The 26,603-nt window shown below is 52.9% G+C and carries 22 protein-coding genes; 11 read left to right on the top strand and 11 right to left on the bottom strand.

Features of this window, described 5'->3' with window-relative positions; all coding sequences use genetic code 11:
- Positions 1-69 precede the first annotated feature (69 nt).
- The 10 genes from fis to RYZ59_RS16010 all read right to left on the bottom strand — a co-directional run bounded on the left by fis (position 70) and on the right by RYZ59_RS16010 (position 9,582).
- Positions 70-366 (bottom strand): DNA-binding transcriptional regulator Fis, encoded by a 297-nt coding sequence (fis, locus tag RYZ59_RS16055; protein WP_000462905.1) that lies wholly within the window; start codon positions 364-366, stop codon positions 70-72.
- Positions 367-391: 25 nt separating this feature from the next.
- Positions 392-1,357, bottom strand: coding sequence for a tRNA dihydrouridine synthase DusB (gene dusB, locus RYZ59_RS16050; protein WP_003025224.1), 966 nt, complete (start codon positions 1,355-1,357; stop codon positions 392-394).
- 618 nt (positions 1,358-1,975) lie between these two features.
- Positions 1,976-2,857, bottom strand: coding sequence for a 50S ribosomal protein L11 methyltransferase (gene prmA, locus RYZ59_RS16045; protein WP_318049211.1), 882 nt, complete (start codon positions 2,855-2,857; stop codon positions 1,976-1,978).
- Positions 2,858-2,868: 11 nt separating this feature from the next.
- Complete coding sequence (panF, locus tag RYZ59_RS16040) at positions 2,869-4,320, bottom strand: sodium/pantothenate symporter (RefSeq protein ID WP_318049212.1); 1,452 nt, start codon at positions 4,318-4,320, stop codon at positions 2,869-2,871.
- On the bottom strand, positions 4,310-4,552 hold the full coding sequence (locus RYZ59_RS16035; protein WP_016154721.1) for a YhdT family protein: 243 nt from the start codon (positions 4,550-4,552) through the stop codon (positions 4,310-4,312). The genes panF and RYZ59_RS16035 overlap by 11 nt, the downstream gene beginning before the upstream one ends.
- Before the next feature lie 107 nt (positions 4,553-4,659).
- Positions 4,660-6,009 carry an acetyl-CoA carboxylase biotin carboxylase subunit gene (gene accC / locus RYZ59_RS16030; RefSeq protein WP_137382465.1) on the bottom strand — a complete coding sequence of 450 codons (1,350 nt, stop codon included), beginning with the start codon at positions 6,007-6,009 and terminating at the stop codon, positions 4,660-4,662.
- Positions 6,010-6,019: 10 nt separating this feature from the next.
- A complete protein-coding gene (gene accB / locus RYZ59_RS16025; RefSeq protein WP_318049214.1) occupies positions 6,020-6,490 on the bottom strand; it encodes an acetyl-CoA carboxylase biotin carboxyl carrier protein in 471 nt (156 codons plus the stop codon).
- 392 nt (positions 6,491-6,882) lie between these two features.
- The gene (msrQ, locus tag RYZ59_RS16020; RefSeq protein WP_137382464.1) at positions 6,883-7,482 is read right to left on the bottom strand and encodes a protein-methionine-sulfoxide reductase heme-binding subunit MsrQ; all 600 of its coding nucleotides are present in this window, start codon (positions 7,480-7,482) and stop codon (positions 6,883-6,885) included.
- Positions 7,483-8,487 (bottom strand): protein-methionine-sulfoxide reductase catalytic subunit MsrP, encoded by a 1,005-nt coding sequence (gene msrP / locus RYZ59_RS16015; RefSeq protein ID WP_318049216.1) that lies wholly within the window; start codon positions 8,485-8,487, stop codon positions 7,483-7,485.
- A 120-nt stretch (positions 8,488-8,607) separates the two neighbouring features.
- Positions 8,608-9,582, bottom strand: a complete 975-nt coding sequence (locus RYZ59_RS16010; RefSeq protein WP_318049217.1) for an MDR family oxidoreductase — start codon at positions 9,580-9,582, stop codon at positions 8,608-8,610.
- Between the two features lie 225 nt (positions 9,583-9,807).
- Between RYZ59_RS16010 and csrD the strand changes: the two genes are divergently transcribed.
- The 8 genes from csrD (at position 9,808) to tldD (ending at position 22,253) form a co-directional block, all read left to right on the top strand.
- On the top strand, positions 9,808-11,748 hold the full coding sequence (gene csrD, locus RYZ59_RS16005) for an RNase E specificity factor CsrD (RefSeq protein WP_318049218.1): 1,941 nt from the start codon (positions 9,808-9,810) through the stop codon (positions 11,746-11,748).
- A gap of 306 nt (positions 11,749-12,054) precedes the next feature.
- On the top strand, positions 12,055-13,098 hold the full coding sequence (mreB, locus tag RYZ59_RS16000; RefSeq protein ID WP_000913396.1) for a rod shape-determining protein MreB: 1,044 nt from the start codon (positions 12,055-12,057) through the stop codon (positions 13,096-13,098).
- 63 nt (positions 13,099-13,161) lie between these two features.
- The gene (mreC, locus tag RYZ59_RS15995; RefSeq protein ID WP_040234170.1) at positions 13,162-14,184 is read left to right on the top strand and encodes a rod shape-determining protein MreC; all 1,023 of its coding nucleotides are present in this window, start codon (positions 13,162-13,164) and stop codon (positions 14,182-14,184) included.
- On the top strand, positions 14,185-14,673 hold the full coding sequence (mreD, locus tag RYZ59_RS15990) for a rod shape-determining protein MreD (RefSeq protein WP_318049220.1): 489 nt from the start codon (positions 14,185-14,187) through the stop codon (positions 14,671-14,673).
- 7 nt (positions 14,674-14,680) lie between these two features.
- Complete coding sequence (locus RYZ59_RS15985) at positions 14,681-15,274, top strand: Maf family protein (protein ID WP_137382459.1); 594 nt, start codon at positions 14,681-14,683, stop codon at positions 15,272-15,274.
- Positions 15,264-16,733, top strand: a complete 1,470-nt coding sequence (gene rng / locus RYZ59_RS15980) for a ribonuclease G (protein WP_003828822.1) — start codon at positions 15,264-15,266, stop codon at positions 16,731-16,733. Before RYZ59_RS15985 ends, rng begins: the two co-directional genes overlap by 11 nt.
- A gap of 111 nt (positions 16,734-16,844) precedes the next feature.
- Entirely contained in the window at positions 16,845-20,645 is a 3,801-nt protein-coding gene (gene yhdP, locus RYZ59_RS15975; protein WP_318049221.1) for an AsmA2 domain-containing protein YhdP, read from the top strand.
- A 162-nt stretch (positions 20,646-20,807) separates the two neighbouring features.
- The gene (gene tldD, locus RYZ59_RS15970; RefSeq protein ID WP_038642897.1) at positions 20,808-22,253 is read left to right on the top strand and encodes a metalloprotease TldD; all 1,446 of its coding nucleotides are present in this window, start codon (positions 20,808-20,810) and stop codon (positions 22,251-22,253) included.
- Between the two features lie 86 nt (positions 22,254-22,339).
- Here tldD and aaeR read toward each other — a convergent pair whose 3' ends face one another.
- Entirely contained in the window at positions 22,340-23,269 is a 930-nt protein-coding gene (gene aaeR / locus RYZ59_RS15965) for an HTH-type transcriptional activator AaeR (RefSeq protein WP_271449010.1), read from the bottom strand.
- Positions 23,270-23,453: 184 nt separating this feature from the next.
- On the opposite strand from aaeR, the gene aaeX reads away from it, so the two are divergent.
- The 3 genes from aaeX to aaeB are packed head-to-tail and all read left to right on the top strand — an operon-like array spanning position 23,454 to position 26,573.
- On the top strand, positions 23,454-23,657 hold the full coding sequence (aaeX, locus tag RYZ59_RS15960; RefSeq protein ID WP_000051841.1) for a p-hydroxybenzoic acid efflux pump operon protein AaeX: 204 nt from the start codon (positions 23,454-23,456) through the stop codon (positions 23,655-23,657).
- 7 nt (positions 23,658-23,664) lie between these two features.
- Entirely contained in the window at positions 23,665-24,597 is a 933-nt protein-coding gene (gene aaeA / locus RYZ59_RS15955) for a p-hydroxybenzoic acid efflux pump subunit AaeA (protein WP_202037615.1), read from the top strand.
- Positions 24,598-24,602: 5 nt separating this feature from the next.
- Positions 24,603-26,573: a p-hydroxybenzoic acid efflux pump subunit AaeB gene (aaeB, locus tag RYZ59_RS15950; protein WP_318049258.1), complete on the top strand. Its 1,971-nt coding sequence runs from the start codon at positions 24,603-24,605 to the stop codon at positions 26,571-26,573.
- Positions 26,574-26,603: the final 30 nt, after the last annotated feature.

Here is a 26,603-nt window from a genome sequence, read left to right as displayed (position 1 = left end):
ACGCGAATAAAAAAGGCGCTTCCCCATGCCGAGTAGCGCCTTTTAAAACAAACATTTCGCTGATTAGTATCAGTTCATGCCGTATTTTTTCAGTTTTTTACGCAGCGTACCACGGTTGATGCCCATCATCAGGGCAGCACGGGTCTGGTTACCGCGGGTGTATTGCATCACCATGTCCAACAGGGGCTGTTCTACTTCAGCCAGTACCAGCTCATAGAGATCGTTAACATCCTGACCATTCAATTGAGCAAAATAGTTCTTCAGTGCCTGTTTAACCGAGTCACGCAGGGGTTTTTGAGTTACCTGATCCTGAGAGTTAACGGTAGAAACGGTCAGTACGTCAGAATTTACGCGTTGTTCGAACATAGTTCTGTCAGCTCTTTATTTCTGTTTACGCAAAATTTTCGAAGTATGCCTCCAACGCCGCCAGCTGTTCGCTGGAATCTTCAATGGCGTTGAATGTGCGCCGAAACTGGTCATCCGGAGCGTGTTCCTGGAGATACCAGGATACGTGTTTACGCGCAATTCGGTACCCTTTTGCCTGACCATAAAAGTCGTGCAATTCCCGAACATGCGCACAAAGCAAGCGCTTCACCTCTGCCAGAGGCAGCGGGGGCAGCAGCTCCCCAGTGTCCAGATAATGCTGGATTTCCCGAAAGATCCAGGGTCTTCCCTGAGCTGCACGTCCTATCATCAGGGCATCCGCCCCCGTATAGTCGAGTACAGCTCTGGCTTTATGCGGGTCAGTAATGTCGCCATTCGCGATAATCGGAATGGAAACTTTCTGCTTAACTGCCCGAATACTGTCGTACTCAGCATCTCCATTGAACAAACAGGCGCGGGTGCGTCCATGAATGGTCAGAGCCTGAATGCCACAGTCTTCAGCCAGTTGGGCAATCTCTACGCAGTTACGGTGTTCCGGAGCCCAGCCGGTGCGAATCTTGAGTGTGACAGGAACGTCCACTGCATTGACGACCTCGGTTAGTATCGATTTCACTAAATCCGGGTACTGCAAGAGGGCTGAACCTGCGAGCTTGCGATTCACTTTTTTAGCCGGACACCCCATATTGATATCAATAATCTGGGCGCCGCTTTCCACGTTAATACGTGCGGCATCAGCCATCTCAACAGGGTCGCTACCGGCGATTTGCACCGTGCGAATTCCTGGCTCATCAACGTGCACCATACGTAAACGAGATTTGTCGCTTTCCCAAACCTGCGGGTTAGAAGACATCATCTCGGATACCGTCAATCCTGCTCCCATCTCATAGCACAGCGTCCTGAATGGTCTGTCAGTGATGCCAGCCATAGGTGCTGCGATCAGGCGATTTCTGAGCTGGTATTGTCCGATGCGCATGAGTTAAGAAATGACCATACTGTGACTGCAAGGCGGCGTATATTACGCATTTTTTGCATGAGATGAAAGGCCAAACTTTGACCAATCCACTGAGGTGGATCAATGAATTGCCGTAAATCTGAGCGGGTGAAAATAATTAATCATATAAATCATTGCATTATAAAAATGTGTCGATTTTATATACGCATATAATTTTGCGTAACTTCTCATTTTTTCTTCGAGGTCAGGCGATCTGACAAGATAATCTGCTGAATTAATCAGCAGATTATTGTGACATAGTGTGACTATGCTCGCATTTCAGAACATGATCGTAGAGTTTTCTGAGGGTTGCTCGACAATGTTACGTTGATATTCTGCTCAGCTTTTTCGGGCATCACGGTCCACAGCGTATTCAATTCTGCGTTTTCAGTGCCGACATCAAACATTACCGCGAAGACAGCAACATCGCCTTTCGCATCTTTGTGTACCAGGTGTGCCATCAATGGCCACAGTATCATCGGTCGGGGCCTTTAGACCCGCCTGGATGGTAGTTAGGTGAGTTGCTCTGGCATTGCGACGGTGGTGGGGGAGGTACAAAAAAAAGGAAAACGTGGCCTACAGAGAGGCCACGAGAAAGGATTATTTTTTCTGACCGGTAATGCGGCACCACTCTTCTTTCTCGATAACCGGATCGAGCGTAAAGAGATCGGCATAGGCTTCGCAAACGCTTTCCGCCTGGCTGGCCAGAATCCCGGAAAGCCCCAGCAAACCGCCTTCAACGGGCAGGACGCTGATTAATGGCGCCAGTTCACGTAATGGGCCTGCCAGGATGTTGGCGACCACGACGTCGGCCTTCATCGCTTCTGGCTGGTCTTTCGGCAGGTACAGTTCCAGGCGGTCAGATACGCCATTACGCTGGGCGTTATCGCGGCTTGCCTGAATGGCCTGCGGATCGATATCGACACCAATCGCTTTTGCTGCGCCGAGTTTCAGCGCTGCAATTGCCAGGATGCCGGAGCCGCAGCCAAAGTCGATAACCGTTTTACCGTTAAGGTCGAGACCATCGAGCCATTGCAGGCACAGAGAGGTCGTTGGGTGAGTGCCTGTGCCAAACGCCAGACCAGGGTCCAGCATCACGTTGACGGCGTTCTCATCCGGGACATCACGCCAGCTCGGGCAAATCCACAGACGTTCACCAAAGCGCATCGGGTGGAAGTTGTCCATCCATTCGCGTTCCCAGTCTTTATCTTCAAGCTGTTCGATTTTATGCACGAAGCCTTCGCCCAGAAGCGGATGCTGTTCCAGAATCGCAACCACTTCTTTCATGTCGGTTTCGGCATCGAACAGACCAATGACATCGGTATCGCCCCACAGGCGAGTTTCGCCCGGCAGAGGCTCGAACACCGGCGTATCATGCGTATCCTGGAAAGTGATGGAAACAGCGCCTGCTTCCATCAGTGCATCGCTTAACTCTTCTGCGTTCGCACCCGTTGTGTTCAGTTTCAGTTGGATCCATGGCATGGCAAAACTCTTTATTTATCAGTAGTCAATATGGCAGCTTGCGGGACGGTAGAACCGAAACGGTTTCCGACCAGGAAAGCCAGCAAACTTATCAGCAACGAGGGCACGATTGGATGGAAGCCCAGGTACTGAACGTTAAAGGTAGCAAGTACGGCATATAACACGCCGCCGACAATCATGGCGCTCAATGCGCCTGCGGCGTTCGCCCGCTCCCAGTACAGGCCCAGCACCAGCGGCCACAGGAAGACCGCTTCCAGCCCGCCAAACGCCAGCAGGTTGAGCCAGATAATCATCTCTGGCGGTTTCCAGGCGGCCAGCAGCAGTAACGCGCCCAGCAGCAAGGTGATCACAGCGGACATGCGCTTCAGACGCGTTTCATTTTTTAGTTGTTCCGGGCGCATGTTCAGATAAAGATCTTTAATGATCGTAGCGGAACTTTGCAGCAATTGGGCATTGATCGTTGACATGATCGCGGCCATCGGCGCGGCCAGGAAGATCCCAGCGGCAAACGGCGGTAACACTTTTACCATCAGAGTCGGGATCACCAGATCCGGTACCGTCAGGTCAGGGATCACCGCACGTCCCAACGCGCCCGCCAGATGCATGCCAAACATCAGGATTGCCACCACGATAGTGCCGATGATAATCCCACGGTGTACCGCTTTACTGTCTTTATAGGAGATGCAGCGTACCGCCGTATGCGGCAGTCCAATCACGCCAAAGCACACCAGCACCCAGAACGATGTCATAAATGTGGGTGATAAAATGTCATCTGCGCCTTGTGGTGATACCAGTTTAGGATCGATGGTTTGCAGGGTTTCAACCGCATGGCTAAGGCCACCGGCAGCATGGACGACGCCTACCAGCAGGACTATCGTGCCAATCAGCATCACCATGCCCTGCATCGTGTCGTTCAGTACGCTGGCGCGGAATCCGCCAAACGCCGTGTAGAGCGCAATACTGACGCCAAAGATCAGCAGGCCAGTTTCGTAAGGAACACCCGCAGCCGTTTCCAGCAAACGTGCGCCGCCGATGAACTGTACCGTCATCGCCCCAACGAAGGCGACCAGCAGGCTAAGGCTCGCCAGCCAGACCAGTAACCGGCTTTGATAGCGGGCAAACAGCATATCGTTGAGGGTTACGGCATTATAGCGTCGCGCCAGAATAGCGAATTTCTTACCGAGAATACCCAGCGAAAGCCAGACGGCGGGTAGCTGGATCATCGCCAGCAGCACCCAGCCCAGCCCGTATTTGTATGCCGCACCGGGACCACCAATAAAGGAGCTTGCGCTAATGTAGGTTGCGGTTAGCGTCATGGCCAATACGACCCCGCCCATCGAGCGGCTGCCGAGGAAATATTCATTCAGGAAAGTGCCGGTCGTGCGCTTTCTCATGGCGTAAACCGATAGACCGAACACCACCAGAAGATAGGCAACCAGCGGCAAAATCACTTCAAGCTGCATCGTCATCCTCCAGCGGAATGTCGCGATAGATAAACTTGACCATCGCCCAGCACAGTACTATGAAAACCAGCGGCGTAAGCAGGCAGGCCATTTCGAACCAGTGCGGTAAGCCGGTAAAACCCAGCGTTGAATCTGGTAAGTAAGCGGCCACCAACCATGTGGCAAGATATAAAAGGGTCAGCCACAGCGCCCAGCGCGCCTCTTTATGGGCCTGAACAAAACGAGCGTCCATTTTTTGTCCCTTGTGGATAAAGAAAGCGGGGATTGTACCCTATGGCACGTATGGGAGGGGAGAAAAACAAAAGGCCGGAATTTCCGGCCTTTTCGGTTAACGCGTGCTTACTTTTCCTGAAGTCCGAGCTTTTTCTCCAGATAGTGGATGTTGGTTCCACCGTGCTGGAAGTGCTCGTCATTCATGATGCGGATCTGCAGATCAACGTTGGTTTTGATGCCGTCGATGATCAGTTCCTGCAATGCGTTTTTCATACGGGCGATTGCCACATCACGGTTTTCACCGTAGCAAATCAGCTTACCGATCATTGAGTCATAGTACGGAGGTACAGTGTAGCCTGCGTAAATATGAGACTCCCAACGCACACCAAAGCCACCCGGCGCGTGGAAACGCGTGATTTTGCCCGGGCTTGGCAGGAAGGTGTTCGGGTCTTCGGCGTTGATACGGCATTCTACCGCATGGCCTTTAACCACAACTTCGTCCTGCTTGATGGACAGCGGCTGTCCAGCAGCGATACGCAGCTGTTCTTTGATCAGGTCAACGCCAGTGATCATCTCAGTGACCGGGTGTTCAACCTGAATACGGGTGTTCATCTCAATGAAGTAGAACTCGCCGTTTTCGAACAGGAACTCGAAAGTACCCGCCCCGCGATAGCCGATATCAACACACGCTTTGGCGCAACGCTCGCCGATATAGCGACGTAGTTCCGGGGTGATACCCGGCGCAGGTGCTTCTTCGACGACTTTCTGGTGACGACGCTGCATGGAGCAGTCACGTTCAGCCAGATAAATCGCGTTACCCTGACCGTCTGCCAGCACCTGAATTTCGATGTGGCGTGGGTTTTCCAGGTATTTCTCCATGTAGACCATGTCGTTGCTGAAAGCGGCTTTCGCTTCCGCTTTGGTCATGGAGATGGATTGCGCCAGTTCAGCATCGCTGCGCACGACGCGCATACCGCGACCGCCGCCGCCGCCGGAGGCTTTGATGATTACCGGATAGCCGATGCGTTTGGCATGCGCGCGGTTAGCGTCCATGTCGTCGCCCAGCGGGCCGTCAGAGCCTGGAACGGTCGGTACGCCAGCTTTCTTCATCGCAGTAATCGCGGACACTTTGTCACCCATCAGACGGATAGTGTCGGCTTTCGGGCCGATGAAGATAAAACCAGAGCGTTCTACCTGTTCAGCAAAGTTGGCGTTCTCAGAGAGGAAGCCATAACCCGGGTGGATTGCCACTGCGCCGGTGATTTCAGCGGCGCTAATGATAGCCGGGATGTTCAGATAGCTTTTAACGGACGGAGCCGGGCCAATACAGACCGTCTCATCCGCCAGCAATACGTGTTTTAAATCGCGATCCGCGCTTGAGTGCACCGCGACAGTCTTGATGCCCAGTTCTTTACAGGCACGAAGAATACGCAGGGCAATCTCACCACGGTTAGCGATGACAATTTTATCCAACATGTTCGCCTCGTTATTCGATGACGACCAGCGGCTCGTCAAATTCTACTGGTTGACCGCTTTCTACCAGAATCGCTTTCACTACGCCGGATTTGTCGGCTTCGATCTGGTTCATCATTTTCATGGCTTCAACGATGCACAGGGTATCGCCCGCATTCACTTTCTGGCCGATTTCGATGAATGCTTTCGCATCCGGGCTCGGGGTGCGGTAGAACGTACCAACCATTGGGGAGCGTACGATGTGACCACTGATTTCCGCTGCTGCCGGTGCTTCCATACTTGGAGTAGCAGTCTGTGCAACAGCGTTAGACAGAGCCGGCTGCTGCATCACTGGTGCAGCATAAGCCTGTTGCATCATTGGAAAACTTGCAGTTGGCGCCGCACGGCTGATGCGTACAGACTCTTCGCCTTCAGAAATTTCCAGTTCGGAGATGCCTGATTCTTCAACCAGCTCGATCAGTTTTTTAATCTTACGAATATCCATGAGTGGGTTCCGTACTCTTTGTTTAGTGAGATTGTGACAGGCGTTTTAGCGCCGTCTGTATAGCATTTTTATAACAGTGAGTGACAAGATGCCACGCATCTCAGGCATTGCACTGGGTGCGGTTGCCTTTAAGTGAGATTGCCAGACTTGTTAGTCATTGTGCGGCTATCTTCTGCCATTTTCGGGTAAAAGACAAAATATACCTTCAATATGCGATTGTCACCCTTTCTGCGCTGTAAAAACGCTACCGGGGATAGCAAGGTCGCACATTATAACGATTTCGTAGCAATTGGCAGCTAAATACTGGTCTTATCAGGGAAGATAATCAACCGCTGGCATGTAAAGAACATGGGTTCGTCCGTGTTTTGCAACGTACTGCACATATCGTGAAACTACCGCCACCACTGGCGAAACTTCTTATAGCGGCAGGCTAACAGTAGCGCTGCAAGTGCGGCATAAATAATCGGTTGCGGGGAGATAATTTTTACCGACCACAGATAATGTATGGGTGCCAGGATCGCCACAAGATAGACGAAGTTGTGCAGATACTGCCAGTTTTTACCCAGCTTTCGCTGCGCCGACTGCGTGGATGTTAATGTGAGGGCGAATAATATGACCCAGCTGACAATGCCCAGCATCAAATAAGGTCGCGTGATTAATTCCCGTCCTAACAGCGCCAGATTATTAATACCCAACTCGAGGAGTGCATAGCTGGTTAAATGTAACGTCGCCCATGCGAAACACCATAGCCCTAACAGGCGGCGAGTGCGTATCAATAATGGCTGTTTAGCGTAGCGCGCCAACGGCGCGACCAGCAAGGTAGCCAGTAAGAATTTCAGAGCTGTCCGACCGGTAAAGTGCTGAATGTCTTTGACCGGATCGGCGCTCAGTCCCCCATGATTTACCGCCCAAAATAGCCAGAGAAACGGTAAAAGTCCGGCAAGATGCAGGCAAACTTTCAGCCAGGTAATCTGTTTTGCCGTCAGGCGCACTTAAAAATTCTCCCGCAGATCGAGACCCCGGTACAGGGAAGCAACTTCCTTTGCATAACCGTTAAACAGCAACGTGGGCTGGCGCTGTACATCCAGTATGCCGCCCGCGCCGATGAAGCGTTCAGTTGCTTGTGACCAGCGGGGATGATCGACATGAGGATTCACATTGGCATAAAAACCGTATTCATCGGGCGCAGCGATATTCCAGGTGGTTGGCGGGCGTTCACGCGTCAGTTTAATACTGACGATCGACTTAATGCCTTTAAACCCGTATTTCCATGGCACCGTTAAGCGGATAGGGGCACCATTTTGTGGCGGAAGTGCCTTGCCATACACGCCCACGGTAAGCAGCGTGAGCGGATGCATGGCCTCATCCAGACGCAGCCCTTCAACATAAGGATATTTTAACCCGCCGCCAATAAAGCGATCTTTCTGTCCCGGCATCTCTTCGGGAGCGTAGCGTGTTTCGAACGCGACATATTTTGCATTGCTGGTGGGTTCAACCAGCGCTAACAGCTTATGTAAAGGAAAACCAATCCACGGTACGACCATCGACCAGGCTTCAACACAGCGCATTCGATATATACGTTCTTCCAGTGGGAAGCGGGTGGTTAAGTCATCATGATCGAGCGTCAACGGTTTAGTGACTTCACCGCTGATTTTCAGCGTCCAGGGATCGGTTTTCAGACTGCCGGCATTGGCTGCAGGATCGGCTTTGTCGAGGCCGAACTCGTAGAAGTTGTTATAGCCAGAAACTTTATCTTCTGGTGTTAAAGGAAGCGTATTTTGCCAGGCTGCCGGCTTGGTGAAATCAAGAGGGTTACCGGCAGGCGCGGGCGGACGGTCATTGCCTTTAAACCAGCTCAGAAGATCGGCCTCGGCAGAAAAGGGCAAAGACAACACGGCAGCGCTTATCCCTAATGCTTTGAGCACCTGGCGACGCTGCATAAAAAAAGCCGACTCGTCAGTGACGTCGGCTTCTGTAAATAGACGAAATTTCTTCATAACAGACTCCCGGCTTACGCGTCATAACTGACAGGGGACGCGTAGTTAATATGGCAGGGAGTCTGGAGATATGCCGCGAAATTTCGTTAATTAAATGTAAATTTGTATCTGCGAATTGTTTTATTTCACCTTCACCAGCGTGCGGCCCTGCACCTGGTTATTGATGATGGCATCGGCGAACTTCGGTGCATCGGCAAGCGTGATTTCTGTCGCTGCCTGGGTATAGAACGACTCTGGCAGGTCGTTAACCAGACGTTGCCAGGCCTGTGCACGACGAGCCGGAGGCGTCATCACGGAATCGACGCCCTGTAAGCGCACGTTGCGTAGAATAAACGGCATTACCGTGGTGGGTAGCGCAAAACCGCCAGCCAGTCCACAGGCGGCAACACAACCGCCATAGTTCATCTGCGCCAGTACTTTTGCCAGCACTTTGTCGCCAACGGTATCAATGGCGCCTGCCCACAGTTGCTTTTCCAGCGGACGAGATTCAGCAAACTCATCACGACCCAGAATGCGGTTGGCACCCAGGCTTTTCAGGTAATCGTGGGTGCTTTCGCGGCCCGATACTGCCGCAACCTGGTAACCCAGTTTGTGCAGCAGCGCAACGGCAGTACTGCCTACGCCACCGCTGGCACCGGTGACGATGATTTCGCCGTCTTGCGGGCGGATACCGGCATCTTCAAGCGCCATGACGCACAGCATCGCGGTAAAACCGGCGGTGCCAATGACCATGGCTTTGCGACCATCCAGTCCTTTTGGCAGCGCAACCAGCCAATCGCCTTTCACACGAGCGCGTTCGGCCAGCCCACCCCAATGATTCTCACCCACGCCCCATCCAGTCAGTAAGACTTCCTGACCTGCATGAAAACGAGGATCTTCACTTGTGCGTACGGTACCGGCGAAATCGATACCAGGAATCATCGGAAAATTGCGGATAATTTTACCCTTGCCGGTGATGGCGAGGGCATCTTTATAGTTCAGGCTCGACCAGTGAATATCCACCGTCACATCGCCTTCAGGTAGCTGATTTTCGTCGAAGGGTTGAACGGATGCGAGGGTTTTTCCGTCCTGCTGTTCTAAGATCAAAGCCTGCATAACCTGTCCTCAATTCATATAGTGGATTGGAAAATTATCTGTGAAGACTATACTCGCTAATTAAAACATGATGCCGATTCTGCGCAATAAATTGCCAGATATACCTGATTTGGTAGTATGCCCACATTGTTTGTGTAAATTGACGGATTTCGCGTTCAGTTTTGCATTTTCGTGTCGCTTTTTCACTTTCACACCGGATTCATTACTGTCGGAGTTAACACAAGGATGCGATTAACGACGAAATTTTCAGCCTTTGTCACGCTGCTTACCGGGTTAACGATTTTCGTGACGCTGATAGGTTGCTCGCTGAGTTTCTATAACGCTATTCAATATAAGTTCACCACCCGAGTTCAGGCGGTGGCGACGGCGATCGATACTCATCTGGTCACCCGGGATGTTGTGTCCTTAACGCCGCAAATTGATGAATTGATGATTTCGGTTGATATCGTGCGTATCGAGCTGCTACAGGGCGAAAACGTGGTGTATGACCACTCCCGCACCAGCAGTTATCGCCCGGCGGGGACGAATAACCTTTATCGCGATCTCACCGTGCCATTGGTTAAGCATCCGGGGATGTCGCTGCGTATGGTTTATCAGGATCCGATGGGCAACTATTTCCATTCGCTGATGACTACCGCGCCACTCACGCTGGCGATAGGCTTTATTATCCTGATGCTGTTTTTGTCGGTGCGCTGGCTTCAGCGTCAACTTTCAGGTCAGGAACTGCTGGAGATTCGTTCAACGCGCATTCTGAATGGCGAACGTGGACCGAACGTGCGGGGAACGGTCTATGAGTGGCCAGCGCGTACCAGTAGTGCGCTCGACATGCTACTGACCGAAATTCAAAATGCTCGTGAGCAACGCAGCAGGCTGGATACGCTAATTCGCTCCTATGTCGCGCAGGATACAAAAACGGGGCTGAGCAACCGCTTGTTCTTTGATAACCAACTGGCGACGCTGCTGGAAGATCAGGAAAGAGTCGGCTCGCATGGTGTGGTGATGATGGTTCGTCTGCCGGACTTTACGCTGCTACGCGAGAGCTGGGGCATTACCCAGGCGGAAGAACAAATCTCAACGCTGATCAATTTGTTGTCGACTTTTATGACCCGCTATCCGGGCGCGTTGCTGGCGCGCTACCACCGTAGCGATTTTGCTATCCTACTGCCACACCGCACATTGAAAGAGGCGGAAAGCATAGCCGGGCAATTATTAAAAGCGGTAGATGCGCTTCCGGCTAATAAAATGATCGATCGTGCCGATATGGTTCATATCGGCATTTGTGTCTGTCGCAGCGGTCAATCGACTGAACAAGTTATGGATCACGCCGAAGCGGCCACCCGGAATTCAGTATTGCAGGGCGGAAACAGCTGGTCGGTGTATGACGACTCTCTGCCGGAAAAAGGTCGGGGCAATGTGCGCTGGCGAACGCTGATTGAGCAGATGCTCAGTCGGGGCGGACCGCGAATTTATCAAAAACCTGCCGTAACGCGTGAAGGGCGGGTGCACCATCGCGAGCTTATGTGCCGTATTTTCGATGGCAATGAAGAGGTCATCTCGGCGGAATATATGCCGATGGTGTTGCAGTTTGGTCTGGCGGAAGAGTATGACCGTCTGCAGTTAAGCCGTCTCATTCTGCTGTTGGGTTACTGGCCGCAGGAAAATCTGGCGATGCAGACGACGGTTGAATCGCTCATTCGCCCACGTTTTCAGCGTTGGCTGCGAGATACGCTGATGCAGTGCGAAAAATCGCTACGTAAACGCATAATTATTGAACTTGCTGAGGCAGATGTTTGTCAACACATCAGCCGATTACAACCGGTTATCCGATTGATGGATGCGCTTGGCGTACGTATCGCCGTTACGCAGGCCGGTTTAACGTTGGTGAGCACCAGCTGGATCAAAGAGCTGAATGTCGAATTGTTGAAGCTTCATCCCAGTCTGGTGAGAAACATTGATAAGCGAACGGAAAATCAGTTGCTGGTTCAGAGCCTGGTAGAGACGTGTACCGGAACGCCAACACAGGTTTATGCCACGGGCGTTCGTTCGCGCAGCGAGTGGCATACCCTGACAGAACGTGGAGTCGCGGGTGGGCAGGGTGATTTTTTTGCCGCATCACAGCCACTTGACACAAACGTGAAAAAATATTCGCAAAGATACTCGGTTTAACCTGCCGTTTAATTTGTTTTCACGTAGAATAACGCGCGCTGTGCCTTCTGGGGGTGTGCTTGTCTGCTCGCCAGGTTGTAACAGCAAACATGCAGGTGAATGACCTTTGACAGGTTGCAAACAAAAGCGAGGACTGCTGCTGAGTTTTTCAGCCCTGATGGACTCAGGCCGGTTTTGTAACAAAGGAAACGAACTGCACTAATTTTCACCGTAGCAGATGATTTTTGCGCCTTGTCGCTGCTGCGTGTGGTTGGTAAAGTAAGCGGATTTTGTTTTCCGCCCCAGCTTTCAGGATTATCCCTTAGTATGTTGAAAAAATTTCGTGGCATGTTTTCCAATGACCTGTCCATTGACCTGGGTACCGCGAATACCCTTATTTATGTAAAAGGACAAGGCATCGTATTGAATGAGCCTTCCGTTGTGGCCATTCGTCAGGATCGTGCCGGTTCGCCGAAAAGCGTGGCTGCAGTAGGTCATGATGCGAAGCAGATGCTGGGTCGTACGCCGGGCAATATCGCTGCGATTCGCCCAATGAAAGATGGCGTTATCGCTGACTTCTTCGTGACTGAAAAAATGCTCCAGCACTTTATCAAACAAGTGCACAGCAACAGCTTTATGCGCCCAAGCCCGCGTGTACTGGTGTGTGTACCGGTTGGAGCAACTCAGGTTGAACGCCGTGCCATCCGTGAATCCGCTCAGGGTGCAGGTGCACGTGAAGTGTTCCTGATCGAAGAGCCGATGGCGGCAGCGATCGGTGCGGGCCTGCCAGTTTCTGAAGCAACCGGCTCAATGGTTGTCGATATCGGTGGTGGTACCACTGAAGTCGCCGTTATCTCTCTGAACGGCGTAGTTTACTCCTCCTCTGTACGTATTGGTGGCGACCGCTTCGACGAAGCCATCATTAATTATGTTCGCCGTAACTACGGCTCTCTGATCGGTGAAGCTACCGCTGAACGTATTAAGCACGAAATCGGCTCTGCTTATCCTGGTGACGAAGTACGCGAGATCGAAGTTCGCGGTCGTAACCTGGCAGAAGGTGTTCCACGTGGCTTTACCCTGAACTCTAACGAGATCCTGGAAGCGCTGCAGGAACCCCTGACCGGTATCGTAAGCGCGGTGATGGTTGCACTGGAACAGTGCCCGCCAGAACTGGCGTCTGACATCTCAGAACGCGGTATGGTCCTGACCGGCGGCGGTGCGCTGCTGCGTAACCTTGACCGTCTGTTAATGGAAGAGACCGGTATTCCAGTTGTTGTTGCCGAAGATCCGCTGACCTGTGTGGCTCGCGGTGGCGGTAAAGCACTGGAAATGATCGATATGCACGGCGGCGACTTGTTCAGCGAAGAGTAATCGGATGCAGGAAGGGTAGCCATAGGTTGCTCTTCCGCTCTGATGCGAGAATACGCATAGACTATGAAGCCAATTTTTAGCCGTGGCCCGTCGCTACAGATTCGCCTTATTCTGGCGGTGCTGGTGGCGCTCGGCGTTATTATTGCCGACAGCCGCCTGGGTACGTTTAGTCAAATCCGAACGTACATGGATACCGCCGTCAGTCCTTTCTACTTTATCTCTAATGGTCCCCGTGAATTACTCGACGGCGTGTCGCAAACGCTGGCTTCTCGTGACCAACTCGAACTTGAAAACCGGGCGTTGCGTCAGGAACTGCTGCTGAAAAACAGTGAACTGCTGATGCTGGGGCAATATAAACAGGAGAACGCGCGTTTGCGTGAGCTGCTGGGATCGCCGCTGCGCCAGGACGAACAAAAAATGGTGACGCAGGTCATCTCAACGGTTAACGATCCTTACAGCGATCAGGTTGTGATCGACAAAGGGAGTGTTAACGGCGTTTATGAGGGGCAGCCGGTCATCAGCGACAAAGGCGTTGTGGGCCAGGTCGTTGCGGTGGCAAAACTGACCAGCCGCGTACTGCTGATTTGTGACGCGACGCATGCATTGCCAATCCAGGTATTGCGTAACGATATCCGCGTGATTGCTGCCGGTAACGGCTGCACGGACGATCTACAGCTCGAACACCTGCCGGCTAATACTGACATTCGCGTTGGCGATGTGCTGGTTACCTCCGGTCTGGGTGGGCGTTTCCCTGAAGGCTATCCAGTCGGTGTCGTTTCCTCTGTGAAGCTGGATACCCAGCGCGCATACACCGTGATTCAGGCGCGTCCGACGGCGGGTTTACAGCGTTTACGTTATCTGCTGCTGCTGTGGGGAGCCGATCGCAATGGCGCTAACCCGATGACGCCAGAAGAAGTGCACCGTGTTGCTAATGAACGTCTGATGCAAATGATGCCGCAAGTCCTGCCGGCACCGGATGCCATGGGGCCGCCTGCGCCAGTTCCTGCTCCGGCGACAGGTGTCACGCCGGTTCCTGCAACAACCACGCCGTCACAACCTGCTCCGCGTAAGCCGGGGGGGCAGTAAGTGGCAAGCATCCGTCACCAGGGACGTTGGGTCATTTGGCTCTCGTTCCTTATTGCATTTCTGCTGCAAGTCATGCCCTGGCCGGACGAGATCCTCGTTTTCCGGCCAAACTGGGTGTTGCTCATTCTGCTGTACTGGATCCTGGCGCTGCCGCATCGCGTAAATGTGGGCACAGGATTTGTCGTGGGTGCCATACTGGATCTCATTAGCGGCTCTACGCTTGGTGTACGGGCATTGTCGATGAGTATCATTGCTTATCTGGTCGCCCTGAAATTTCAGCTCTTCCGTAACCTCGCGCTCTGGCAGCAGGCGCTGGTAGTTATGTTGTTATCACTGGTCGTGGATATTATTGTTTTCTGGGCCGAGTTTTTAGTGATCAACGTCTCTTTCAGACCTGAAGTGTACTGGAGTAGTGTAGTCAATGGTGTGCTTTGGCCATGGCTATTCTTACTGATGCGTAAAGTCCGCCAGCAGTTTGCGGTGCAATAAGGTTGATATGAATACTCTGTATCTTGCTTCAGGTTCCCCACGCCGTCAGGAACTGTTGGCCCAGCTTGGCGTAACATTTGAACGACTGGTTCCTGGAATTGAGGAGCAGCGGCACCCGCAGGAAAGCGCCCAGCAGTATGTTGTTCGTCTGGCGCGTGAAAAAGCGCAAGCGGGCGTAGCACTGGCTGAGCGCGATTTACCTGTGCTGGGGGCGGATACCATTGTTATCCTTAATGGCGAAGTGCTGGAAAAGCCACATGATGCCGACCATGCAGCCGCGATGCTGCACAAACTGTCAGGCAAAACGCATCAGGTCATGACGGCTGTCGCATTAGCCGATCGCCAGCACAGCCTGGACTGTCTGGTGGTGACGGAAGTGACATTCAGAGCACTAACAGATGAGGACATCGCCGGCTATGTTGCCAGCGGTGAGCCTATGGATAAAGCAGGTGCATACGGTATTCAAGGGTTGGGTGGCTGTTTTGTCAGGAAGATCAATGGCAGCTATCACGCCGTAGTCGGCTTACCGCTGGTAGAAACGTATGAGTTGCTGAGCAATTTTAACGCACTGCGTGAGAAAAGGGATAAACATGACGGCTGAATTGTTGGTAAACGTAACGCCATCGGAAACGCGGGTGGCGTACATTGATGGCGGTATTTTGCAGGAAATTCATATTGAACGTGAGGCGCGACGCGGAATCGTAGGCAATATCTACAAAGGTCGTGTAAGTCGTGTACTTCCGGGTATGCAGGCGGCTTTTGTAGATATTGGGCTGGATAAAGCCGCATTTCTTCACGCATCAGACATCATGCCGCATACCGAATGCGTAGCGGGTGAAGAACAAAAACAGTTCACTGTGCGCGATATCTCCGAACTGGTGCGTCAGGGGCAAGACCTGATGGTACAGGTGGTGAAAGATCCTCTGGGCACGAAGGGCGCACGCCTGACGACGGATATCACGCTTCCTTCTCGTTATCTTGTCTTTATGCCTGGCGCCTCGCACGTGGGGGTTTCTCAGCGAATCGAGAGCGAAACCGAACGCGAACGCCTGAAAAAGGTGGTGGCGGATTACTGCGACGAGCAGGGCGGATTCATCATTCGCACGGCGGCTGAAGGCGTATGTGAAGAAGACCTTGCCTCTGATGCCGCTTACCTTAAGCGCGTCTGGACGAAGGTCATGGAGCGTAAGAAGCGCCCACAAACGCGCTACCAGATGTATGGTGAATTGGCGCTGGCACAGCGCGTTCTGCGTGATTTTGCCGATGCTCAGTTAGACCGAATTCGCGTCGATTCCCGTCTGACTTATGAAGCATTGTTGGAATTTACTGCGGAATATATCCCGGAGATGACCAGCAAGCTGGAACACTATAGTGGACGCCAACCGATTTTCGATCTCTTCGACGTTGAGAATGAAATCCAACGTGCGCTGGAGCGCAAGGTTGAGCTGAAATCCGGTGGTTATTTGATTATCGATCAAACTGAAGCCATGACCACCGTAGATATCAACACGGGTGCATTTGTCGGGCATCGTAATCTCGATGACACTATCTTTAATACTAATATTGAAGCAACGCAGGCCATCGCACGTCAGCTGCGTCTGCGTAATCTGGGCGGCATAATCATTATCGATTTTATCGACATGAATAATGAAGATCACCGCCGCCGGGTGCTGCACTCTCTGGAACAGGCGCTGAGTAAGGATCGCGTAAAAACCAGCATTAACGGTTTTTCACAGCTGGGCCTGGTGGAGATGACGCGTAAGCGCACGCGTGAAAGCGTGGAGCATGTGCTGTGTAACGAGTGCCCAACCTGCCACGGACGTGGCACGGTGAAAACGGTCGAAACCGTCTGCTATGAAATCATGCGTGAAATCGTCCGCGTGCACCATGCTTACGACTCCGATCGTTTCCTGGTGTACGCATCTCCGGCAGTGGCTGAAACCCTGAAAGGGGAAGAGTCGCATGCGCTGGCGGAAGTGGAAATCTTTGTCGGCAAACAGGTCAAAGTACAAGTCGAACCGCTCTATAACCAGGAGCAGTTTGACGTGGTAATGATGTAAATCGTGTAGTGGCACCCGCGCATGTAGGCCGGATAAGGCACAAGCGCCGCCATCCGGCAATATTCACTCGAGGGGTGTGAGTCACATTTTTTGGCAGACAAGGAGAGGCGCGTGAGGCGATTGCCGGGGATTTTACTGCTCACTGGAGCCGCATTCGTTGTCATCGCAGCGCTGCTGGTCAGTGGGCTGCGCCTTGCTCTACCACATCTCGATAGCTGGCGTCCGACCATTCTGGGTAAGATTGAATCTGCCACCGGTATGCCTGTTTCCGCCAGCCAGCTTTCTGCTAACTGGCAAAATTTTGGCCCTACGCTTGAAGCGCGTGATATCCATGCCCAGCTGAAAGACGGTGGCGAATTCTCGGTAAAGCGCGTCACGCTGGCGCTGGATGTCTGGCAAAGCTTGCTGCACATGCGCTGGCAGTTTCGCGATCTCACCTTCTGGCAACTGCAGCTGCGCACCAATACACCGATCCAACGCGGCGATAGCGGCGACGGAATTGAAACCAGCCATGTCAGCGATCTATTCCTGCGCCAGTTTGATCATTTTGATCTTCGCGACAGCCAGGTCAGTTTTTTGACCCTGTCAGGCCAGCGTGCAGAACTGGCGATCCCTCAGTTAACCTGGTTGAACGGTAAAAACCGGCATCGTGCTGAAGGCCAGGTCAGTCTCTCCAGCCTGACCGGCCAGCACGGTGTTATGCAGGTGCGTATGGATCTGCGTGATGATGACGGACTGCTGAATAATGGTCGAGTCTGGCTGCAGGCTGACGACATCGACGTTAAGCCGTGGTTGGGGAAATGGATGCAGGACAATGTTGCGCTGCAAACCGCGCGCTTTAGCCTGGAAGGCTGGATGACGCTCAACAAAGGCGAAGTCTCTGGCGGCGATGTCTGGTTGAAAAAGGGCGGCGCAAGCTGGAAGGGGGAGAACAACATCCACACGTTGTCCGTCGATAACCTGACTGCGCATATCAGCCGTGAGCACTCCGGTTGGTTGTTCGCTATCCCGGATACGCGCATCACGATGGATGACAAACCCTGGCCGAGCGGGGCATTAACGCTGGCCTGGTTCCCCGAGCAGGAAGCGGGGGGCGCCAATAATAAGCGCAGCGACGAATTACGTATTCGCGCCAGTAACCTGGAGTTAGCCGGGTTAGAGGGGCTACGCCCGATGGCCGCTAAGTTATCTCCGGCATTGGGAGATATCTGGCGGGCCACGCAACCGAGCGGCAAGATCAATGTGCTGGCGTTGGATATCCCGTTACAGGCGACCGAAAAAACCCGTTTCCAGTCCTCGTGGACCGATCTGGCCTGGAAACAGTGGAAGCTGCTACCGGGAGCAGAACATTTCTCCGGTACATTGTCTGGCAGCGTGGAAAATGGCGCATTAACGGCCTCCATGAAGCAGGCAAAAATGCCGTATGAAACCGTCTTTCGTGCCCCGCTGGAGATAGAAGATGGCGTGGCCACGCTCAGTTGGCTGAAGAATGAAAATGGCTTTCAGCTAGACGGACGCAATATTGACGTTAAAGCGAAAGCGGTACATGCGCGTGGCGGTTTTCGTTATCTGCAACCAGCAGATGATGAGCCGTGGCTGGGGATTCTGGCGGGGATTAGCACTCACGATGGCTCCCAGGCCTGGCGCTATTTCCCGGAAAACCTGATGGGAAAAGAGCTGGTTGATTACCTCAGTGGGGCAATTCAGGGCGGTGAGGCGGATAACGCCACGCTGGTTTATGGCGGTAACCCACATCTGTTCCCGTATTTGCATAACGAAGGTCAGTTCCAGGTGCTGGTGCCGCTGCGTAATGCAAAATTTGCCTTCCAGCCGGACTGGCCCGCGCTGACTGACCTCAATATTGAACTGAACTTCATTAACGATGGCCTGTGGATGAAGACGGATAGCGTCAATCTGGGGGGGGTAAAAGCCACTAACCTGACGGCAAATATCCCTGACTACGCAAAAGAAAAACTGCTGATTGATGCCGACATCAACGGACCGGGCAAAGCGGTTGGGCCTTATTTCGACGAAACACCGCTGAAAGAGTCGCTGGGTGCCACGCTGGAACAGCTGCAAATTGACGGCGATGTGAGTGCTCGCTTACATCTTGATATCCCGTTAGATGGTTCGCTGGTTACGGCCAAAGGCGATGTGAATCTGCGAAATAACAGTCTGTTTATCAAGCCGCTCGACAGCACGTTGAAGAATTTGAACGGTAAATTTAGCTTTATCAACGGCGATCTCAAGAGTGAGCCGATGACGGCGAACTGGTTTAATCAGCCTCTGAATGTCGACTTTTCCACTACCGAGGGTACAAAAGCTTACCAGGTTGCTGTGAATCTGAACGGCGACTGGCAGCCAACCCGCATGGGGATACTCCCAGTACAGGTGAATGATGCCCTAAGCGGCAGTATGGCGTGGAACGGTAAGGTTGGCATTGACCTGCCATATCATGCCGGAGCGACCTACAACATTGAGCTGAAAGGCGACCTGAAGAATGTAAGCAGTCACTTACCTGCTCCATTAAACAAAGTAGCCGGAGAGTCTCTGCCAGTTAATGTGAAGGCAGAGGGTAACCTGCGCAGCTTCGATCTGACCGGTAACGCCGGAAGCAAGAACCACTTTAACAGCCGCTGGTTGCTGAATCAGAAACTGACGCTTGATCGCGCTATCTGGACTTCGGAAAGCCGTACAGTGCCAGCGCTTCCTGACCAGCAGGGCATCGAACTTAATCTTCCGCCCATGGACGGTGCGCAATGGCTGGCATTGTTCCAGAAAGGCGCGGCGGATAACGTCGGAAGTAATGCGAACTTCCCGCAGCGTATTGCGGTGCGCACGCCTTCTTTATCATTGGGCGGCCAGCAGTGGAATAACCTGGGCATTGTGTCTGAACCCGGACTTAATGGTACCAGCGTACGGGCGCAGGGCCGTGAGATTAACGCCACATTGGCTATGCGCAATAATGCTCCGTGGCTTGCCAATATCAAATACCTGTATTACAACCCGAGTGCGGCAACGTCATCGCCCAATACAACGCCGGCCTCGCCGTTTTCTGCCATCAATAACGTCAGCTTCCGTGGCTGGCCGGATGCGCAGATACGCTGCGAAGAGTGCTGGATGTGGGGGCAAAAATATGGGCGCATTGATGCCGATGTCGCGATAAAAGGTGACACATTAACGTTGAGCAACGGTCTACTGGATACCGGGTTTGCCCGACTGACCGCCGATGGCGAATGGGTCAATGTGCCGGGCAAGGAGCGTACGTCACTGAAAGGAAAGCTGAATGGCAACAAGATTGATGCAGCCGCGGGTTTCTTTGGCGTATCTACCCCGATTCGTAACTCTTCCTTTAACGTCGAGTACGATCTGCACTGGCGTAATCCGCCCTGGGACCCGGATGAAGCTTCACTGAATGGCATTTTGCGCACCCGTTTAGGCAAAGGTGAATTGACTGAACTTAGCACCGGACATGCGGGACAACTGTTACGTCTGCTGAGCTTTGATGCGCTATTGCGTAAACTGCGTTTTGATTTTAGCGATACGTTCAGTGAAGGTTTTTACTTTGACTCTATCCGCAGTACGGCGTGGATCAAAGATGGTGTGATGCACACTGATGATACGCTGGTGGATGGCCTGGAAGCGGATATCGCCATGAAAGGTTCGGTGAATCTGGTGCGTCGCGAACTGGATATGGAAGCCGTCGTCGCACCAGAAATTTCTGCCACCGTCGGGGTGGCCGCGGCGTTTGCCGTCAACCCGATTGTCGGCGCGGCGGTATTTGCCGCCAGTAAAGTTCTGGGGCCGCTGTGGAGCAAAGTTTCAATTCTGCGCTATCGCATCACAGGTCCGGTCGATAAGCCACAGATTAACGAAGTTCTGCGCCAGCCGCGCAAAGAAAGCCAGCAATGATTTGACGGGGGCGAGTAATTGCCCCAATCTCAACAGAGAACTTCTACCGCAGTCCGTAGGCCGGATAAGGCGTTTACGCCGCCATCCGGGCATTGAAGCGCCTGATGGCGACGCTGGCGCGTCTTATCAGGCCTACAACAGTAACTAATGAGTAGCAAAACGATGAGTCTGAACCTGGTAAGTGAACAATTGCTAGCGGCGAATGGCCTGAAACATCAGGATCTGTTCGCCATCCTGGGCCAACTGGCCGAACGCCGTCTTGATTACGGCGATCTGTATTTTCAGTCGAGCTACCACGAATCCTGGGTTTTAGAAGACCGCATCATTAAAGATGGTTCTTACAATATTGATCAGGGCGTTGGCGTGCGTGCCATCAGCGGCGAAAAAACCGGGTTTGCCTACGCAGACCAGATAAGCCTGCTGGCGCTGGAGCAAAGCGCTCATGCCGCGCGTACTATCGTGCGTGATAGCGGTGATGGCAAAGTAAAAACGCTGGGTGCGGTAGAGCATCAGGCACTCTACACCTCGGTTGATCCATTACAGAGCATGAGCCGGGAAGAGAAACTGGATATTCTGCGTCGTGTTGACCGCGTTGCGCGTGCCGCCGACAAGCGTGTGCAGGAAGTGACGGCGAGCCTGACCGGTGTGTATGAATTGATTCTGGTTGCGGCGACAGATGGAACACTGGCGGCAGATGTTCGTCCCCTGGTACGACTGTCCGTCAGCGTGCAGGTAGAAGAAGACGGCAAACGCGAGCGTGGTGCCAGCGGTGGCGGTGGTCGCTTCGGTTATGACTACTTCCTTGGCGATCTTGATGGTGACGTTCGTGCCGACGCGTGGGCGAAAGAAGCCGTACGTATGGCGCTGGTCAATCTCTCGGCGGTAGCAGCGCCAGCGGGAACGCTGCCGGTGGTACTCGGCGCAGGCTGGCCTGGCGTTCTGCTGCATGAAGCGGTCGGTCATGGTCTGGAAGGTGACTTTAACCGCCGTGGCACCTCGGTATTCAGCGGTCACATGGGTGAGCTGGTGGCGTCAGAACTGTGCACCGTCGTTGATGATGGCACGATGGCGGATCGTCGTGGTTCGGTCGCCATTGATGACGAAGGAACGCCGGGTCAGTACAACGTGCTGATCGAAAACGGTATTCTGAAAGGCTACATGCAGGACAAACTGAATGCGCGCCTGATGGGTGTGGCGCCAACGGGTAACGGTCGCCGTGAATCTTACGCGCACCTGCCGATGCCGCGTATGACCAACACCTATATGCTGCCGGGGAAATCCACGCCGCAGGAAATCATCGAGTCTGTCGAATACGGTATTTATGCGCCTAACTTTGGCGGCGGCCAGGTGGATATCACTTCCGGAAAATTCGTGTTCTCTACCTCCGAAGCGTATCTGATTGAAAACGGTAAAGTGACCAAACCGGTGAAAGGCGCGACGCTGATTGGCTCCGGTATTGAAGCGATGCAGCAGATTTCGATGGTGGGCAACGACCTGAAACTGGATAACGGAGTGGGTGTTTGCGGTAAAGAAGGACAGAGTCTGCCAGTTGGCGTGGGCCAGCCGACGCTGAAGGTGGATAACCTGACCGTAGGTGGCACCGCGTGACATCATGATGTAAGCCCGATAAGCACCCGTGCTATCGGGCATCTTGCCGGATGTGGCGCCAACGCCTTATCCGGCCTGCACTCTTTTTACTTCTCTTTTCCCCGGCCGTACATTCCCTGAAACAGTTGTGCCACATCGACAAAATAATCGGTCAGATAGTTAATCACCACCTGCACTTTGAGCGGCAGCTTATCCTTTTCAGTATACAACGCATACACCGGACGTGGATCTGACTGGTAGCGGGGGAGCAGGATCTCCACTTCGCCGCGGTTGATCTCGTTGATCACCCACATCAGCGGTACATAGGCAATGCCCGCGCCTGCTGCCAGCCAGCGCACCAGCGTCATCGGATCGTTGGTCACAAAGCGTCCCTCTGGGATCAGACGGGTAGAAATCCCCTCCGGGGCAATTAATTCGAACTCATTATCCGGGCGAACGCTGTATTCCAACCACGAATGATTGCTGAGATCGGCGGGTTTCTCCGGGATACCAAACTGGGCGAGATAACTTTTTGCCGCGCAAACCACCATCGGCATAGCCCCCAGACGACGCGAAAAAAGGCTGGAGTCCTGCAGGGCGCCCACGCGAATAACCACGTCCAGACCGTCGGCAATCAGGTCGGGTGCCGGTATTCCCGTCACCAGATTTACAGTCAGCCCAGGATACTCTTTGAGCATTTTTGCGGTCAATCCGGCGAGGACATTTTGTGCCATGGTTGAAGAACAACCAATGCGCAGAGTGCCGATAGGCGTGTTGTTAAACGCATACAGTTGCTCGTGAACATCCTGCGCTTCGTGCAGCATGCGACGGCAACCCTGATAATAAATTTTACCCGCCTCGGTAAGCCCAATGCTGCGCGTGCTGCGGTTTAGCAGCTTAACCTGCAACTCATCTTCCAGTTTGGATACCGTCTGGCTTATCGATGAAACGCTCATTTGTAACTGTCTTGCGGCGGCGGTGAAAGAGCCCAGTTCGACAACTTTGGCGAACACCGACATTCGTTTTAATCGTTCCATTGTTCACTCTGGCTTAAAAGTGATTTAGATCACATAATATAGATAACAGCATAACAGTTACGCTAATATATTATTATTCAAATAACAGCTATGTCGCTCTCGCTTGGCTCATCCTTGCCCTTCTCTGCGGTGACATACGCTAAATAATCGATCGCCTGCACTCTCTTAAGCTACCAAGGTCAACATGAGTCTGTTTCCCGTTATCGTGGTGTTTGGTCTGTCCTTCCCACCGATTTTTTTCGAATTGCTTTTGTCACTGGCGATTTTCTGGCTGGTGCGCCGGGTGTTAGTTCCGACTGGCATCTATGATTTTGTCTGGCATCCGGCTCTGTTTAACACCGCGCTGTATTGCTGTCTGTTCTATTTAATATCGCGCCTGTTCGTTTGAGGTTGAAGTGAAAACACTAACAAAAAAACTCTCCCGTACGGCTATAACTCTCGTACTGGTCATGCTGGCCTTTATCGCTATTTTCCGCGCATGGGTCTATTACACCGAGTCACCGTGGACGCGTGATGCACGTTTTAGCGCTGATGTCGTCGCCATTGCACCGGATGTCGCGGGTCTGATCACCAATGTTAACGTCCATGATAACCAACTGGTGAAAAAGGATCAGGTCTTGTTCACTATCGATCAGCCACGCTATAAAAAAGCCCTCGAACAGGCTGAAGCGGACGTCGCTTATTATCAGGTGCTGGCACAGGAAAAACGCCAGGAAGCCGGTCGTCGTAACCGACTGGGCGTGCAGGCTATGTCTCGTGAAGAGATTGACCAATCAAACAACGTACTGCAAACCGTATTACACCAGTTGGCGAAAGCTCAGGCGACCCGCGATCTGGCAACATTAGATCTCGAACGAACCGTTATTCGCGCGCCGGCAGATGGCTGGGTGACTAACCTGAACGTCTATACCGGTGAATTTATTACCCGCGGATCGACAGCGGTAGCTCTGGTAAAACAGCACTCATTCTATGTACTGGCCTATATGGAAGAGACCAAGCTGGAAGGCGTACGCCCTGGGTATCGCGCTGAGATTACCCCGCTTGGCAGTAATAATGTGTTGAAAGGCACCGTCGATAGCGTGGCGGCAGGCGTGACAAATGCCAGCAGCACGCGGGATGCAAAAGGTATGGCAACCATTGATTCCAATCTTGAATGGGTTCGTCTGGCGCAGCGTGTGCCGGTGCGTATTCGTCTTGACGATCAACAGGGAATGATGTGGCCGGCCGGTACTACGGCTACCGTCGTGATTACCGGTAAGCAGGATCGCGATGCCAGCCAGGAGTCGTTCTTCCGTAAAATGGCGCACCGCCTGCGCGAGTTTGGTTAATTGTGATGGGCATTTTCTCCATTGCCAATCAGCATATCCGCTTTGCGGTAAAGCTGGCATGCGCCATTGTACTGGCGTTATTTGTTGGCTTTCATTTCCAGCTTGAGACCCCTCGCTGGGCGGTCCTGACCGCTGCAATTGTGGCGGCAGGTCCAGCCTTTGCCGCCGGTGGAGAACCTTATTCTGGCGCTATCCGCTACCGCGGTATGCTGCGTATTGTCGGGACATTTATTGGTTGTATTGCCGCGCTGATTATTATTATCAGTATGATCCGTGCGCCGCTATTGATGATCCTGGTGTGCTGTATCTGGGCCGGTTTTTGTACCTGGATCTCTTCACTGGTAAAGATCGAAAACTCCTATGCCTGGGGGCTTTCGGGTTACACGGCGCTGATTATCGTCATTACCATTCAGGCGGAGCCTCTGCTGACGCCACAATTTGCGCTCGAACGCTGCAGCGAGATTGTGATGGGGATTGTCTGCGCTATCATCGCCGATCTGCTCTTTTCGCCCCGCTCAGTGAAACAGGAGATAGATGTCGAGTTAGACAGTCTTCTGGTAGCGCAATATCAGCTTATGCAATTGTGTATAAAGCATGGTGATAGCGAAGAGGTGGACAAGGCCTGGGGCGCTTTAGTTCGTCGTACGGCAGCGCTGGAAGGTATGCGCAGCAACCTGAACATGGAATCCTCACGTTGGGTACGCGCCAATCGTAGACTCAAAGCGTTGAACACGCTGTCACTGACGCTGATTACTCAGTCCTGTGAAACCTATCTTATCCAGAATACGCGACCAGAACTGATTACCGATACCTTCCGCGAGTTGTTTGATACGCCGGTCGAAACGGTGCAGGATGTCCATAAACAACTGAAGCGGATGCGCCGTGTGATTGTCTGGACCGGTGAGCGTGATACGCCAGTGACGATCTATAGCTGGGCCGGCGCGGCGACGCGCTACCTGCTGCTGAAACGCGGCGTGGTCAGCAATACCAAAATCAGTGCAATAGAAGAAGAGATCCTGCAGGGCGAGCCGGTGGTGAAGGTGGAATCCGCTGAACGTCACCATGCGATGGTCAACTTCTGGCGTACTACGCTGTCCTGTGTGCTGGGAACCTTATTCTGGCTGTGGACCGGCTGGACCTCCGGCAGCGGCGCGATGGTGATGATAGCGGTCGTCACCTCGCTGGCTATGCGTTTGCCTAACCCCCGCATGGTGGCCATCGACTTTATCTATGGCACGCTGGCAGCATTACCGTTGGGGGCGCTCTATTTTCTGGTGATTATCCCCAATACCCAGCAAAGCATGTTGTTGCTGTGTCTGAGTCTGGCAGTGCTGGGATTCTTTCTGGGGATCGAGGTGCAGAAGCGGCGTCTGGGCTCAATGGGGGCGCTGGCGAGCACTATTAACATCATCGTGCTTGATAACCCGATGACGTTCCACTTTAGTCAGTTCCTCGACAGTGCACTGGGGCAGATTGTCGGCTGTGTATTGGCGTTTATCGTGATTCTGCTGGTGCGGGATAACTCGCGTGACAGAACAGGTCGTGTGTTGCTTAACCAGTTTGTGTCGGCAGCGGTCTCTGCAATGACCACCAATGTTGTGCGCCGTAAAGAAAACCACCTTCCGGCGCTGTATCAGCAGCTGTTTTTACTGATGAACAAATTCCCCGGCGATCTGGCAAAGTTCCGCCTGGCACTGACGATGATTATTGCTCACCAGCGTTTACGTGATGCGCCTGTACCGGTAAACGACGATTTATCGGCGTTTCATCGCCAGCTTCGCCGTACCGCCGATCATGTTATTTCTGCAGTCAATGATGACAAACGCCGACGCTACTTTAGTCAGTTGCTGGAGGAGCTTGATATCTACCAGGAAAAATTAACGCTCTGGGAAGCCCCGCCTCAGGTAACGGAACCAGTGAAACGACTCACGGGAATGTTGCACAAATACCAGCATGCGCTGACCAGCAATTCATAAATCATCTAACCGGAAGAGGATATCTCTTCC

The organism is Citrobacter sp. HN-141, from assembly GCF_033341895.1.
Lineage (GTDB): Bacteria > Pseudomonadota > Gammaproteobacteria > Enterobacterales > Enterobacteriaceae > Citrobacter.
The sequence above is the reverse complement of the archived record's forward strand: the minus strand, read 5'-3'. Positions and strand labels throughout refer to the sequence as shown.